The organism is Clostridium cavendishii DSM 21758 (assembly GCF_900141845.1).
Taxonomy (GTDB): Bacteria; Bacillota; Clostridia; order Clostridiales; family Clostridiaceae; genus Clostridium_AG; species Clostridium_AG cavendishii.
This window is the reverse complement of record NZ_FQZB01000017.1, coordinates 33291-47418: the sequence shown is the minus strand read 5'-3', so window position 1 is coordinate 47418 and position 14128 is coordinate 33291. Positions and strand designations below refer to the sequence as shown.

Sequence of the window (14128 nt, the reverse complement as noted above, 5' to 3'; positions counted from 1 at the left end):
GGTAATTTTTATGTATTATTCAAGTGGAAATTATGAAGCCTTTGCTCGTCCATTAAAACCAGAAGGAGTTGACCATAAATCAGCATATGTAATCGGTTCTGGTTTAGCTGCACTTACTGCAGCATGTTATCTTGTAAGAGATGGTCAAATGAAAGGAGAACATGTTCATATTCTTGAAAAAGAACCAATTCCAGGTGGAGCCTGCGATGGATATGAATATGATAATCTTGGCTATGTAATGCGTGGTGGCCGCGAAATGGATAACCATTTTGAATGTATGTGGGATTTATTCCGATCAATTCCTTCTATTGAAACTGAAGGAATTAGCGTTTTAGACGAATATTATTGGTTAAATAAACGTGATCCAAACTACTCATTAATGCGTGCTACAATTAAGTGTGGAGAAGATGCTCATACAGATGGAAAATTTGGTTTATCAGATAAAGGTTCCATGGAAATTATGAAATTATTCTTTACTCCAGATGAAAAATTATATAATAAGAGAATTGATGAATTATTTGATGAAGAAGTTTTAAATTCAAACTTCTGGTTGTACTGGCGTACTATGTTTGCTTTTGAAAATTGGCATAGTGCTTTAGAAATGAAGCTATATATTAGACGTTTTGTTCACCATATTGGAGGATTACCAGATTTCAAAGCTCTACGTTTTACAAAATATAATCAATATGAATCTATGATTCTGCCAATGATTAAATATTTAGAATCATATAACGTTCAATTCCATTATAATACAAAGGTAGTAAACGTGGAATTTGAAATAAATGAGAATAAAAAACAAGCTAACCGTATAGCTATTATTCATGATGGTAAAGAAGAATTTATAGATCTTACTGAGAATGATCTTGTATTTATAAGCAATGGTGGTTGTGTTGAAAACTCCAGTCTTGGAAGTCAAAATACTCCAGCACCTTTCAATAAAGAAATTAAAGAAGGTGGCGGATGGGATATGTGGCGTAAAATAGCAGCTCAAGATCCATCCTTCGGTAATCCAGATAATTTCTGTTCTGATCCAGAAAAGAGTAATTGGATGTCAGCAACAGTTACAACATTAGATCAACGAATACCACCTTATCTTCAAAATATATGTAAACGTGATCCATTTAGTGGAGGGGTTGTAACAGGAGGTATAGTTACTGTCAAAGATTCAAATTGGTTATTAAGTTGGACATTCAATCGTCAACCACAATTCCGTAACCAACCAAAAGGACAACTTGTTGGATGGGTTTATGGCTTATTTAGTGACAAGCCAGGTAACTTTATAAAGAAACCAATGCGTGAATGTACAGGAAAAGAAATCTGTATGGAATGGTTATATCACCTTGGAGTTCCAGTAGACCAAATTGAGGATATGGCTGAAAATAGTGCTAATACAATACCTTGTATGATGCCATATATTACTTCATTCTTTATGCCTCGTGCTGCAGGAGATCGTCCTAATGTTGTTCCAGAAGGAAGTGTAAACTTTGCCTTCATTGGTCAATTCGCAGAGACAAAGCGTGATACAATATTCACAACAGAGTATTCTATGAGAACTGGTATGGAAGCTGTTTATAAATTACTTAATGTTGACCGTGGTGTACCTGAAGTTTGGGGAAGTGTTTATGATATTCGTGATTTACTTAATGCTACAGTTATGATGCGTGATGGTAAAGGTATAACAGACATGAAACTAGGAATTAAGGAAAAATTAGCTCTTAAAGATACTCTTAAGAAAATTGAAGGTACTGATATAGAGAAATTATTAAAAGAATATAATTTAATATAATATAATTTAATTTAAAATTAAACCCAGTAGAAAAAATTTTTCTACTGGGTTCTTAATTATTTTAATAGTTAAACGCTAACGAATTAATTCTCAATTTCACATATTTTCGAAACTGTTTGGAATTTACTGCTATATATTTGTTTTATCTTAATTAGTATTTATTACCTTTTCAGAAGATAAGACAAACTTTTGTGTAGGATATCCAAACTCTGTTAACAACTCTGCTTCTGCAAATCCTAATTTTTTAACCATTTCTCTATGACCTGTATCAGCTTTATCCCCTTCACGAAAAGTAGTAATTGAAATAGTAGTATCTAGTAAAAAATCATCCATAACTTTTTTAAGAAATGCTTGTGCTATTTCTGAATTACGATATTGAGGATGTATTCCAAAAAAATCAATACTACCAGTTTCTTTGCTGAAAACCATACTTCCAATAACAGTATTATCACACTTCAATATTAAAGCTCTTTTTTCAGCTATACACTTCTTTAACTTGTTTATGTATTCTTCCTCATGTAAATTAGGAAAACCGTCAATAACTAATCTCACTAAGTTCATCCATAATGGAACATCAGATAAAGTAGCAAGTTTAATTTGTTTTTGTAATTCTAGAATATTTTCTAAACATATGCTAGCCTTTTTCAAAACAAATCTTAGCTGCAAAGGATAAAATTCCTGTTCTTTTCGATATTGGTTAGGAGATTTTTTATACATAGCTTTAAAAATAGAAGTAAATGCTTGTTGACTTTCATATCCAGCTATCAAAGCAATTTCAATTATAGGTTTATTGGAAAATACCAATAACTTCGCTGCTTCTGTCAATTTTCTTCGCTGTATATAGTCATGTATTGTCAAGCCAACAGAAGCTGTGAATGTTCTATGCAAATGATATTTAGAATAGTGCACAGCATTTGCTACTATATCCAAATCCAGTTTTTCTGATAGATGATCTTCAATATAATCAATAGCAGTAATAACATTCATCACTTTATAAACCATTGCAGCTTCCCTCCTTCCATAATATATTAATCAATTTATCGAATATCAGCTAATCTTCTGCCCATTTAAATTAGTTGCGTAGGTTTACCACTATACGTCAAAGACAATTTATGCATTGCTCGAGTACATGCAATATAAAGAAGGCTACGATCATAATTACTAAAATAAGTATCATTATTAACTGAAGGTATAATGACCTCATCAAATTCCAATCCTTTTGACATTTGAATTGAAGTAATTGATATACCATTCATGAAAGACACGCTCTCTGGTGAAATCAAATGCACTTCGTAGTTCAGAGATAGTATATCATAAAATAATTTAACCTTTTCATTGGTTTTTAATATAATTCCTAAGGTGATATTTTCACTACTCTGAAATGCATCAATTATTTTCTTTATCTGCACAAGTTCCTCCTGTTCATTCTTACAGCATATAATATCAGGTACATCTCCATGACGCTCAACAGCCTCAATTGAGTCAACATCTTTTACGTGTTTTGCAAATGAAATAATTTCATAGGTTGAACGGTAGCTCTTCTTTAGCTCTACAAATTCTGCATCTTTATATAACTGACGCAGATCATCAAGCGTATATAAATGATTTGGATTAATAAACTGTCCAAAATCACCTAGAATTGTTTTTTGACACTTAAATAAAATATTAATCACGGCATATTGAACTGGAGTATAATCTTGCATTTCATCGATAACTATATGTCTTATAACCTGACTCTCCTGCAACCCCTCAAAAGTTGCATGGAAATACATAAACGGATATACATCCATCCATTCGATTGTTTTTTTTGCTGGCATAACAAATTTGTCCTCTATACACATCTGACTATAAAAATCCTTGTATAGTGCCAGGGTATTTTTAAATTTTAACATGGCATTTAGGCTTCTATAAATTGCCCCTGGTCTTGGCAAAGCCTCTTCTATATAGTTATCAGTTTCAAAGTAATCATATATATCATGTGCAATTATTTTAAGTCTTTGCTTGATGGGATGTCTTTTATAGGATGTAAATCTATCATATATCCATTCCTTTTTTGCAATGAAATTTCCAAATGTATAGTCCATAGGCTCAAAAATTATATCAGTCATATGTTCAAGATAATTATCCATTAATCTTACAAAACCCATTGTGGATTTAAAGCAGACTCTATTTGCCCATTTTGGGTCATTCATTTCAATAGAATCTTTATCTTGCTCAAATTGAATAATCCCTTTAAGCTGTTCCTTTGCAATATCTTCAAAACTCATCTCATAAATCGGCTCTTCTCCCAATTCAGGCAAAACATTAGAAATATAATCCCCAAACACCTTATTAGGAGAGATTATTATGATATTACTTGCAGAAAGTTGACTTTTAAAACGGTATAGTAGATAAGCAATACGATGTAATGCAATGGATGTTTTACCTGAACCTGCAACACCTTGAATAAGAAGAGTTGATGCCTTTTCATTACGAATAATTTGATTTTGTTCCTTTTGAATAGTTGCAATTATAGATTTCATCTTTTCATCCGAAGTATGCCCCAATTCTCGTTGCAAAATATCATCCTGAACATTAACCGAACTCTCAAATAAATATTCCATCTCACCATTTTTGATTTTGAATTGACGTTTTCTGATTAACTCTCCTCTAATATATCCACAAGGTGCATTATATCCAGCAGCTCCAAGCTCACAATCATAAAACATACTTGCAACTGGGGAGCGCCAATCAGAAATTAACAGTTTATTATCATAACTGAAAGCGAATTTTCCAATGTAAAAAACCTCTGCTTTTTCTGCAGATATTTCTTGAAAATCAATTCTTGCAAAATAAGGCGAATCTAATAATTTGACAACCTTATCTCGAATTTTAACTGAAAAAGCTCCTCTGTTATCAACTTGTTTTAAAGTAAGTTCATTTTGGAACATCTCGTGTGGATCAATTTCACCACGATACTGTACCATATATTTTTTAACAGCCATATATTCTTCATCTAATTGGTCAACTGAATAATTTGCTTTTTTTATAGCATCATTTAGTTTGTCCTTAATATTATCAAGATGCTTGACTTCATCTGGAAAAGTCAGTATTTTATCGTTTTTTTTCTCTTTACTTTCCTTGACATGGGCAGGCTTATTCAAAAAATGTCCGTCTTTTTGCTGTGACTCACTCATTTAAATCCTCCTTTTTGGTAAAACCCAATCTCTTAGCGCCTAACTATATTCTATATTTGCTTTATTTTCATCTTTAGATGTTATAACTCGTAAATGACAGTACTAACATTCATTACTTTATAAAATCTTGAAGCTTTAATCCATCTTCATATCACCATGTATAATTATATTATGTAGATATTAATCATATTTAATAAATCTTGCTATTTTGAACTATTAAAAGATATGTTAAAAAATTCTTTTTATCTTAATTTTTAAATGTCTCTTTATTAATAACTATAGATTCTAATTTAAAAGATTACTAAATTAGAATCTATAATTATTAACATATACATAATGTCAATGCACATTATTCAACATTATTTCATATATTATCATTATAAAGAATTTTCTTTAACCTTTAGTAAGGAGTGATAAACAATGGGAACCGAAATCGACAATATTGAGAATTCCGAAATTAATATTGACTCCTACAATCACTTTGTCCCTGTACCATTATGTTATCAGGAAACTTTATACACTTGCGGGGTAGCTTGTGTACAATCAATACTTGCAAGTTACGGTATTATATATCATCAGGATGTGCTAATAGAGTCATTGCAGCAGAAGCCGATATTTGGGACTGATTATCATAATATCATTAGCTTTATGCAAAAGCTTGGTTTTCAAGCTTCATTTAATATAGATATGAACATCAACATTGTTAAATCTTATATTGATAACATGATTACACCTATTCTTTTAATTCAGGCTTGGAAAGATGACAATATTGATTATAATTTTGACTGGAAAGACAATCATTATGTAATAGCTTGTGGTTATGATGATTACAGAATTATATTTATGGATCCTTTCACACTCGGCAACTATACTTATATTTCCAACACCGAGCTTATTAAACGTTGGCATGCAATTGATCAATTCGGTAATCATAATTACTTTAGTGGCTTAATTATTAAAAATGATAATTTACCAATAATATATAAACCTTGTGTCATAAAACACCAAGATTAATTATCCTACTGAAATTTAGTAGTGTATTTAATATCCACAAAATAATTCACTTTTTAAAGAATTATCTTTATAAATCAGATTTAATAAAAAGCCTTGTTTGATTTAATACAAGGCTTTTTCATTTTGAAAATTTTCCTAAGATTCTCCCCTAAACTCCTCATGCTTTTGCAAAAGTTTCTTCACTAATTTTTTTATCTAAGATTACCTAATTTTTTAACAATTACTTAACTTCTAGTTCCTTCAATTACTTAACTTCTAGTTCCTTCAATATATAGATTAAAAACATATTGTACAATTTTAACTTTCCCGTAATTTACATATACAAATTTGAAAAATTAAACTTTTAGTTTAACCCCTCTAATTTTACTTTGCTATGTAATAGAATTATCCAAACTAAAATGACTATTATAGTTGCTAAAATCATTATAATTCCTAACCCATGAATCAAATTATTCCAAGCAAGAGAACTAAGCACCATACCAATGCTTCCCATAATAGTATGGACTGCATTAATTAGTGAGGATGCTGAGCCAATGTCTTCTTTTTGTTGATCTAATAGAATATTAGTACTAAATGGACGAATCGCTCCTTCTACTAGTGTAAAAGGCAGAAAGGAGATTAAGAAAACTACTGGCGAATGAGTTCCTAGGAAAAATACTGCTAATCCACTAGCTAACGATATTCCAAAACAACACCATGAAAAAATACGAGGTGGCACCTTTCCTATAGAACGAATATAAATTATTGGTCCAATAATTGCAAAGGCTGAATTAACAGCAAAGAAGTAACTATATGTCTGTGCATTAAAATAAAAAAAGTTCTTATAAATATATGAAGACATTGCTACATAAGCCATATAAGGCGCTGCTAGTGTAGCTGCAATGAATAGGAAAGTACTAAATCCTACATTTCTTCCGACTACCAATAAACGTATTAGAGAACCTCCTAAACTTCCATTATAACGTTCTTTTTTGGGTAAAGTTTCTTCAAATAGAAATGCTACTATTAATGTTAATAAACCTATAACAGCAAGTACTATAAAAGTTTCTCTCCACTCTGCTACTTTTAAAATTGCTGCACCTACTATAGGTGCTAACATTGGTGCAAGTACTCCCATAGCTTGTACAATTGCAAGAATTTTGCTTTTTAATTTTCCTGAAAAACAATCTTTGATCAACGCAGTTGAAATAGCCATAACACTACCTGCTCCTAACGCCTGAAACACCCTAAATAAAATTAATTGTTCAATTGACATTGAGATTGCACAACCAATACTACCGATTAAATATATAAATAACCCCAAAATTAATATTGGTTTACGACCATATTTATCGCTTAGAGGCCCAAATACTATGATACCTACAGCATAAAAAATATAAAAAGCTATCAAAGTTAAGTTTACCATTGCTGATGATGTATTAAAATACTCATTCATAATTGGCATCGCTGGTAAATACAAATCGATTGATAGTGGTATAAACATTCCCATTAAAGAAATAAATAATACAAGACCCTTCGTGCCTAGATATTTTTGTGGTGTTAATAATTTTTGATTTTTCATATTGTTATAATTGCCTCCTAATTAAAATACTACATTGAGGGATAAAAAAAAGATAAGTTATCAACAACATTTGTTGATAACTTATCCAGTATACGAATATACCCTCCGTCACAGCTACATTATAGTAAGAATCATTGTTTAAGTCAATACTTCAATTTTTTTAATAATTTTTGCAGGTACACCGCCCACAATAACATTAGGAGGCACATCTTTGGTCACAACTGCACCAGCTCCAATAACAGCACCATCACCAATAGTCCCACCTGAAACGACTGTTACATTTGCTCCAATCCAAACATTATTGCCTATCACGATTGGCTTGGGATGCATATCACTACGTTTTCTTGGATCAATGTCATGATTTAAAGTAGCCAATACTACATTGTGTCCAATCAGAACTCCATCTCCTATTTTATAATACTTATGATATCTTCTACCACCTGAACATCTGTAAGTCTATTTTTTTTCATAAGTTCCTCCGGAACATAACGATCTAGTAATTCCTTCTTGATACCATAATTTAAAACCTTCATATCAGAAGGACCATAAAATCTTGCAATCTTCTCACCAAAGCCACCATCTAAAATACCATCTTCAAGAGTAATTACAAGTTTATGCTCTTTTTTCAAGCTTTCCAATAATTCTTCATCAATACCTGTGATATACTTTGGATTAATCAGAGTAGCCTCAATACCATTTTCATTTGAAAGCTTTGTGACAATTGACTGACCAAGCTGATAGAAATCTCCAAGTGCAATCACTGCAACATCTTTTCCTGCTTTTGTTACCTTATATTTATTTAATTTAGAGTAATCTGTCTTATCTTGTACTCCACTTTCAATTACTCCCATTGCTGGAACACGAATAGCCACTGGATGCTCATTTTGACTCATTCCCCACTTAAGCATCCTAAAATATTCTTCCTTACATGTTGGAGCAAGATATACCATATTGGGAATGTTACTCATCATACCAATATCGTATAATCCAAGATGTGTTACATCATTCATTCCATAAACAGATGCTGAATATACCAGTATTACTGCTGGATTATTATTTATACACAGATCTTGTGAAAGCTGATCATATGTTCTTTGAAGAAATGTACTATATACTCCATAAACTGCTTTTCCACCATTTGCTGCAATTCCTGAAGACAAAGCTACTGCATGTTCTTCTGCAATACCAACATCAACAAATTGTCTACCTGCTTCTTTTCTTCTTTCTGTACAAAAACCAAACACTCCTGGAGTTCCTGATGTAATGGCAACTACTTTCGGATCTTTTTTCATAGCATCTAACAGGTATTTTCCAGTCAAATTACCATAATCCTCTGTATCACTCATAGAGAACCTTGATTCTCCTGTCTCTAATACAAAAGGCATTCCCCAATGCCACTGTTCCTTATTCTTTTCAGCAAATTCAAAACCTTTTCCTTTAATTGTGTGAATATGAACAACTACTGGATGATCTATATCCTTAACCTTGTTAAATACACTGATTAACTGCTCAAAATCATGTCCGTCTTTCACATAGTAGTAATCTAATCCCATTGCTTTAAAGAAATTACATTGGCATTTTCCTTCTGAATCTCTAAGTTCTTTAAGATTTTTATACAAACCACCATAGTTTTCTGCAATGGACATATCATTATCATTTACAACAATAATCATATTTGTTCCTGCTTCTGCTGCATTATTTAGTCCTTCATATGCTTCTCCTCCGCTTAGTGAACCATCTCCAATAATCGCAATCACATTATCATTCTCATCTTTTAAATCTCTTGCTTTAGCAAGACCGCAAGCAAGACTTATGGATGTGGAAGTATGTCCTATGTTAAAAAAATCATGATTGCTTTCTTCTGGATTAGAATAACCAGAAACCTCATCATATTTTTCAGAATTAATAAATGCTTCTTTTCTTCCAGTAAGTATTTTATGAACATAGCTCTGATGAGAAACATCATAAACAATCTTATCCTTTGGTGAGTTAAATACATAATGCAAAGCAACTGTAAGTTCTACAATTCCAAGATTAGGCCCAATATGCCCTCCATGCTCACTTAACTTCTTAAGCAATACTTGTCGGATTTCTGAACTCAAATCTTTCATTTCATCTACTGATAATTTTTTTACATCCCCTGTCGAATTAATTTTTTCTAAATACATATTTCATTCTCCTTCAATATCTTTTATGATATTTTTTATATTTGACGCACATTTTCTTGAGTGATATTATTATCATAAACCTGAGAGTAAACTCTAAGTCAATGGAGTTTTAATAATTTTAAAAATATTTTTTAAGAGGAGTAAAAATGTACTATACGATTAGTGAACTATCAAAAAAGATCGACGTATCTCCACATACCCTTCGTTTTTATGCTAAAGAAGGTTTAATGCCTTTTGTTGAACGTAACCAAAATGGAATACGGATATTTAAGGATGATGATCTTGAATTGCTTTTTATGATTAAATGTTTAAAGAAATCAGGGATGTCAATCAAAGAAATTAAGGAGTTTATGAACTGGTGTATGCAGGGCGATGAAACAATTGACCAGCGCCTCAACATGTTTAGAGAACAGCAAAAAAAAGTTATAGACCAAATTGCAGAACTACAGACAACTCTTGATTTAATCAAATTCAAATGCTGGTACTATGAAACTGCACAAACTGCCAAAACGTGCTCTGTACATGATTCCTTAAAGCCAGAAGATATCCCTGAAGACATTCGAAATTTAAAGGAAAAAACAAAAAAAATGTATTGTAATAAATAGGCCCTTTATGGTATTAAATTCATAAAAAATCACTTACTTTTTCACATGAAAAAGTAAGTGATTTTCAGTGACCTTTTTAAATTTTACGCTTCTTATCAAAGCCATTGATATTTTTCATAGCATCTCTTTTTTCTAAAGTTATTCTATTATGTTCCCACACTCCATATTGTAATTTATTTCTTTCCTTCAAATAATGCAATATTTATTATATAGACTTATATCTCTGATAATACTTTTTCTAATATTTCATAATGCCAATAATATAAATCCTCTGGCTTTATGGAAAAAGCTTTTTCCTTATCAACAACTATTTTTTCAAGGACTCTTGCGTCCCATTGTATAATCATCCAAGGAATAGTTCTGCTAAAATGAATTGGAAATGTATTATTTTACTCTATCAATTTTTTGGTTCTCCATGCTTTACCTTTGAAATAAACCAATCCTACAATTGCGGGTAAAACAGGTGAGATAGCCTCACCGACATAGACACCTACAAATCCATAGTTAAGAAAAAATGCCAATAACCAACTCATCAGCAAACGAACTACAACTGCATCTAGTAATGCATTAAACATAGCTATATTTGCAGCGCCTACACCAATAGCAAATGAATCAAATGTATACATCGTTGCATATATTAAGCTGTTAAGCGAACAACAAATTCTCAAATATAAAACACCATCCCTTACCACGTCCACGCTTGCGGGATTGAAAAGAGTAATAATTGGTTCTGCAAATAATTGTACGAATATTGCTACTAACAAAGTAATAATTAAATTAAGTCGCAATCCCACTATTGTAGTGCTTTTTACACGTCCAATATTTTTTGCACCCATATTTTGTCCCACCATAGCTGTGATTGACTGACCAATTGCCCAACAAGGCATACCAGCAAAAGTACTTACCTTTAATCCAATGCCAGAAGCTGCCGCGACAGAAACCCCAAAATTGTTCAGCATACCCGTAATCAAAAGATATGATATATTGACAATTACCATCTGGATTGCAGTAGGCATTCCAATTTTTAATATAGGGAAAAATTTATTAAGCTTTATACCAAAACTTTTAAATTTAAAGTCAAAAATTAAACTATTACGCCTTAAGTAGATAATTGAAAGTATAAATGAAACTGCTTCTGAAAATACAGTTGCATACGCTGCTCCTTTCGTTCCCAATTTTAAGGGTCCTACTAAAATCAAATCTAAAATAACATTGATGATAGTAGCAATTACAACAAAGTAAAGTGAACTTTTTGAATCACCAAAACCTTTCATAATTGAACAAACAGCATTATAGCCAAACACAAAAAATGTTCCAGCACATATTATCTCCATATAATCACAAGCATCTTGCATTGCATCGATAGGAATATTAAGGAGCTCAAAGACTGATTTATATACAAGTAATCCTATCAATGTAACAATTATAGAAACAATAGTTGATATAGTAAACAATGTTCCAATTGTTTCTTTTTGACCTTTTTCATCACCTGCACCTTTATATTGGGCGATTAGCACCGTACCTCCCATTGTAATTCCGATACAAATTGAGGTAATAATAAAACTAATCATGGATGCATTACTGACTGCTACAAGTCCGACTTTCCCAACAACTCTTCCAACAACCAACATATCTACAAGACTGTAAAATGACTGTAGCAAATTGGCTATAAAAAGAGGTATGGAAAACTTTATTAACTTTTTAGTTACACTTCCGATTGTTAAATCCTGTTGATCTTTTTTCATTTATGATTACATCCCTTCTTAAAATAAAATAAAAAGCAGAGGACACTATGCACCTTGTTGGTGCAAGACCTCTGCTTTTACGATAGTACTAAGATTTCATTGTAAGTACAATAAAATAAGCATAGCAAAAGGCCGTAGACAAAACATTATCTACGGCTTAATAAATCTCACATTTAGTATTATTCAGTAATTGGTAACAAAACAAAACCATTATAGATACATTTCTATTCTGGTTTAATCAAAATTACCCTCAATAACTGATACTAAATAATTTTATTGGGCTCCGCACAATGTTTCATCTTATCCACATTTTTGGAGCCATTTGCAATACAAAATTTCCCGAATATTATATAAAACACTATACTCACCCTTTCATACAATTATTTACTTATATAATAATCATTTTTTTAAAATTAGTCAACCTCAAATAGCATCTCTATCATCAGTATTAGCTGAAGTTAACATATAATCAATAATATAGTCCTTTGGTGTTATTATAGACACTTATCATGTCAGGCTTTTCAAAAAAACTATTAAATTCTAATTATCCAATTATGCGAGCCATTACAGCAATATCCTCAGAAACCATTTCAAACTTTGACTTTTCAATTAGAATATTGCCACCGGTTATAATATATGACGGCATAACCCGGATATTCCTGTAGTAAATTTCGCTATTTCGTAGCTTGTAAGTTGAAATAGCAGGAAGAGCATTTTTCTTTGTTGCTTTCTTCGCAATCATGTTAAATGCCTTTTTAGCAACGTCTCCCATGAGCATAATTACTTTGATATTTGGGAATAATGCAAGCTCTTTTTCTAAATAAGGCAAACTATTCTCAATACTACTTTTTTCAATAGTGTAATCCGATTTAGGAGTTTTGACTGCATTTGTAATATAGACACCCATCTGCAATATGTCTTGTATATTTGTGACTTGTAATCCTGCCTTTTGAAAAAGAGGTATCGTTGTTGTCATATAATCTGCTTCGGGCTGTCCGTAGAAATCTTGAGCTGGGTCAGCAGGAACTACCTCGTTTATCATAATTGCCTTGATTTTCAATGGGTCAATCTCTAAATTATTTAACTGTATATGTTCCATAGTGCCAACTACTTTTTCTAATTCTGTTCTAATATTCATTTTTCAAACTCCTTTGTAATGGTTTAATGCAGCTTCATATTTTTCTATTATCCGTTGCTTTATAAATTGTGGACGAATTATTGTAACTCTATCACCAAAAGACATAAGAAAGTCATACAGCCAATCAGTTTCAGGTAATGTCAGATTTACAATATATCCATCTTCACTCTTGACGATAGCGCTATCTTCTAAAGTATCATATAGCTTAAATCCTACCTCTAAAGGAAATCGTAACTCTAAATCAATCAACATTCCCATATCCTGTGGCTTTGGGAAAATGCCGTGCTCTATTTCAGGAAATTCTTCAAACCGTATTTCTGTTAAATCTAGATTCTTTATACGAGAAAATCGAAATAGCCTATAGTCATCGTGCAAAAGACAAAAGGCATAAAGATACCACGCTTTGTCTTTGTAAACTAACTTTCGTGGTAAGACATCACGCTTTCGGTTTGTACCAGAAGAATTGTAATATTCAAAACTAATTCTCCGTTTTTCAAAAATAGATTTCTTTAATTGGAGAAATAATTGATTTTCATCTTCTGCCATGCTTCCCCAACGGGAAAAATTAACCTCAATCCAATCTGTAAGCCCTATTTGAAAAATTGCACTGAGTTTCTTTAAAATGTTATCAACTTCAGGATATTGTATGGCTGAAAGGCTTTGTATGCTTGATAGTATTTCTTGCTTTTCTTTGTCAGAGAAAAAAGACTTATCAAGAACATAATCGTCAAGAAACTGTATGCCACCATTTCGCCCTGCTGTAGCATAGATAGGAATCCCCGCACTGCTGATTGCATCAACATCACGGTAAATGGTTCTAACAGATACCTCAAATCTTTCTGCTAATTCGGGAGCAGTAGCATGTCCTTTATCCAATAGGTAATACAAAATTCTAAACAATCTACTTTCTTGCAACTAACCACCTCCATAACTTA

At 31.8% G+C, this 14128-nt stretch carries 11 protein-coding genes and 1 pseudogene; 3 read left to right on the top strand and 9 right to left on the bottom strand.

The genetic code is table 11. The annotated features are described in order from the left end of the window. Positions 1-10: 10 nt before the first annotated feature. Complete coding sequence (locus BUB01_RS18685; protein WP_072991787.1) at positions 11-1786, top strand: oleate hydratase; 1776 nt, start codon at positions 11-13, stop codon at positions 1784-1786. Between the two features lie 147 nt (positions 1787-1933). Here BUB01_RS18685 and BUB01_RS18680 read toward each other — a convergent pair whose 3' ends face one another. Next, positions 1934-2773 carry a helix-turn-helix domain-containing protein gene (locus BUB01_RS18680; protein WP_479723192.1) on the bottom strand — a complete coding sequence of 280 codons (840 nt, stop codon included), beginning with the start codon at positions 2771-2773 and terminating at the stop codon, positions 1934-1936. 80 nt (positions 2774-2853) lie between these two features. After that, complete coding sequence (locus tag BUB01_RS18675) at positions 2854-4962, bottom strand: HelD family protein (protein WP_084109019.1); 2109 nt, start codon at positions 4960-4962, stop codon at positions 2854-2856. 420 nt (positions 4963-5382) lie between these two features. Here BUB01_RS18675 and BUB01_RS18670 point away from each other — a divergent pair, with 420 nt between their 5' ends. Beyond that, entirely contained in the window at positions 5383-5976 is a 594-nt protein-coding gene (locus tag BUB01_RS18670) for a cysteine peptidase family C39 domain-containing protein (protein ID WP_072991781.1), read from the top strand. A gap of 343 nt (positions 5977-6319) precedes the next feature. Here the strand turns inward: BUB01_RS18670 and BUB01_RS18665 are convergent, their stop codons facing one another. The 3 genes and pseudogenes from BUB01_RS18665 to BUB01_RS18655 all read right to left on the bottom strand — a co-directional run bounded on the left by BUB01_RS18665 (position 6320) and on the right by BUB01_RS18655 (position 9705). Further along, on the bottom strand, positions 6320-7537 hold the full coding sequence (locus tag BUB01_RS18665) for a Bcr/CflA family efflux MFS transporter (RefSeq protein WP_072991778.1): 1218 nt from the start codon (positions 7535-7537) through the stop codon (positions 6320-6322). 138 nt (positions 7538-7675) lie between these two features. After that, a pseudogene (locus BUB01_RS24025) lies at positions 7676-7849 on the bottom strand (DapH/DapD/GlmU-related protein); the annotation flags it as partial. Positions 7850-7944: 95 nt separating this feature from the next. Continuing rightward, the gene (locus tag BUB01_RS18655) at positions 7945-9705 is read right to left on the bottom strand and encodes a 1-deoxy-D-xylulose-5-phosphate synthase (protein WP_072991775.1); all 1761 of its coding nucleotides are present in this window, start codon (positions 9703-9705) and stop codon (positions 7945-7947) included. A gap of 146 nt (positions 9706-9851) precedes the next feature. On the opposite strand from BUB01_RS18655, the gene BUB01_RS18650 reads away from it, so the two are divergent. Then, positions 9852-10310, top strand: a complete 459-nt coding sequence (locus BUB01_RS18650; RefSeq protein WP_072991772.1) for a MerR family transcriptional regulator — start codon at positions 9852-9854, stop codon at positions 10308-10310. A 215-nt stretch (positions 10311-10525) separates the two neighbouring features. Here BUB01_RS18650 and BUB01_RS23875 read toward each other — a convergent pair whose 3' ends face one another. The 4 genes from BUB01_RS23875 to BUB01_RS18635 all read right to left on the bottom strand — a co-directional run bounded on the left by BUB01_RS23875 (position 10526) and on the right by BUB01_RS18635 (position 14108). Then, entirely contained in the window at positions 10526-10657 is a 132-nt protein-coding gene (locus BUB01_RS23875; RefSeq protein WP_278337157.1) for a hypothetical protein, read from the bottom strand. Between the two features lie 42 nt (positions 10658-10699). Then, complete coding sequence (locus tag BUB01_RS18645; RefSeq protein ID WP_072991769.1) at positions 10700-12055, bottom strand: MATE family efflux transporter; 1356 nt, start codon at positions 12053-12055, stop codon at positions 10700-10702. Between the two features lie 544 nt (positions 12056-12599). Further along, positions 12600-13193, bottom strand: coding sequence for a uracil-DNA glycosylase family protein (locus BUB01_RS18640; protein WP_072991766.1), 594 nt, complete (start codon positions 13191-13193; stop codon positions 12600-12602). A gap of 3 nt (positions 13194-13196) precedes the next feature. Continuing rightward, complete coding sequence (locus BUB01_RS18635; protein WP_072991762.1) at positions 13197-14108, bottom strand: helix-turn-helix transcriptional regulator; 912 nt, start codon at positions 14106-14108, stop codon at positions 13197-13199. Between the last annotated feature and the right edge of the window lie 20 nt (positions 14109-14128).

Excerpts from the sequence above, each read along its gene's own strand:
- BUB01_RS18685 (WP_072991787.1), top strand. The coding sequence starts at position 11 with ATGTATTATTCAAGTGGAAATTATGAAGCCTTTGCTCGTCCATTAAAA.
- BUB01_RS18680 (WP_479723192.1), bottom strand. The coding sequence starts at position 2,773 with ATGAATGTTATTACTGCTATTGATTATATTGAAGATCATCTATCAGAA.
- BUB01_RS18675 (WP_084109019.1), bottom strand. The coding sequence starts at position 4,962 with ATGAGTGAGTCACAGCAAAAAGACGGACATTTTTTGAATAAGCCTGCC.
- BUB01_RS18670 (WP_072991781.1), top strand. The coding sequence starts at position 5,383 with ATGGGAACCGAAATCGACAATATTGAGAATTCCGAAATTAATATTGAC.
- BUB01_RS18665 (WP_072991778.1), bottom strand. The coding sequence starts at position 7,537 with ATGAAAAATCAAAAATTATTAACACCACAAAAATATCTAGGCACGAAG.
- BUB01_RS18655 (WP_072991775.1), bottom strand. The coding sequence starts at position 9,705 with ATGTATTTAGAAAAAATTAATTCGACAGGGGATGTAAAAAAATTATCA.
- BUB01_RS18650 (WP_072991772.1), top strand. The coding sequence starts at position 9,852 with ATGTACTATACGATTAGTGAACTATCAAAAAAGATCGACGTATCTCCA.
- BUB01_RS23875 (WP_278337157.1), bottom strand. The coding sequence starts at position 10,657 with ATGATTATACAATGGGACGCAAGAGTCCTTGAAAAAATAGTTGTTGAT.
- BUB01_RS18645 (WP_072991769.1), bottom strand. The coding sequence starts at position 12,055 with ATGAAAAAAGATCAACAGGATTTAACAATCGGAAGTGTAACTAAAAAG.
- BUB01_RS18640 (WP_072991766.1), bottom strand. The coding sequence starts at position 13,193 with ATGAATATTAGAACAGAATTAGAAAAAGTAGTTGGCACTATGGAACAT.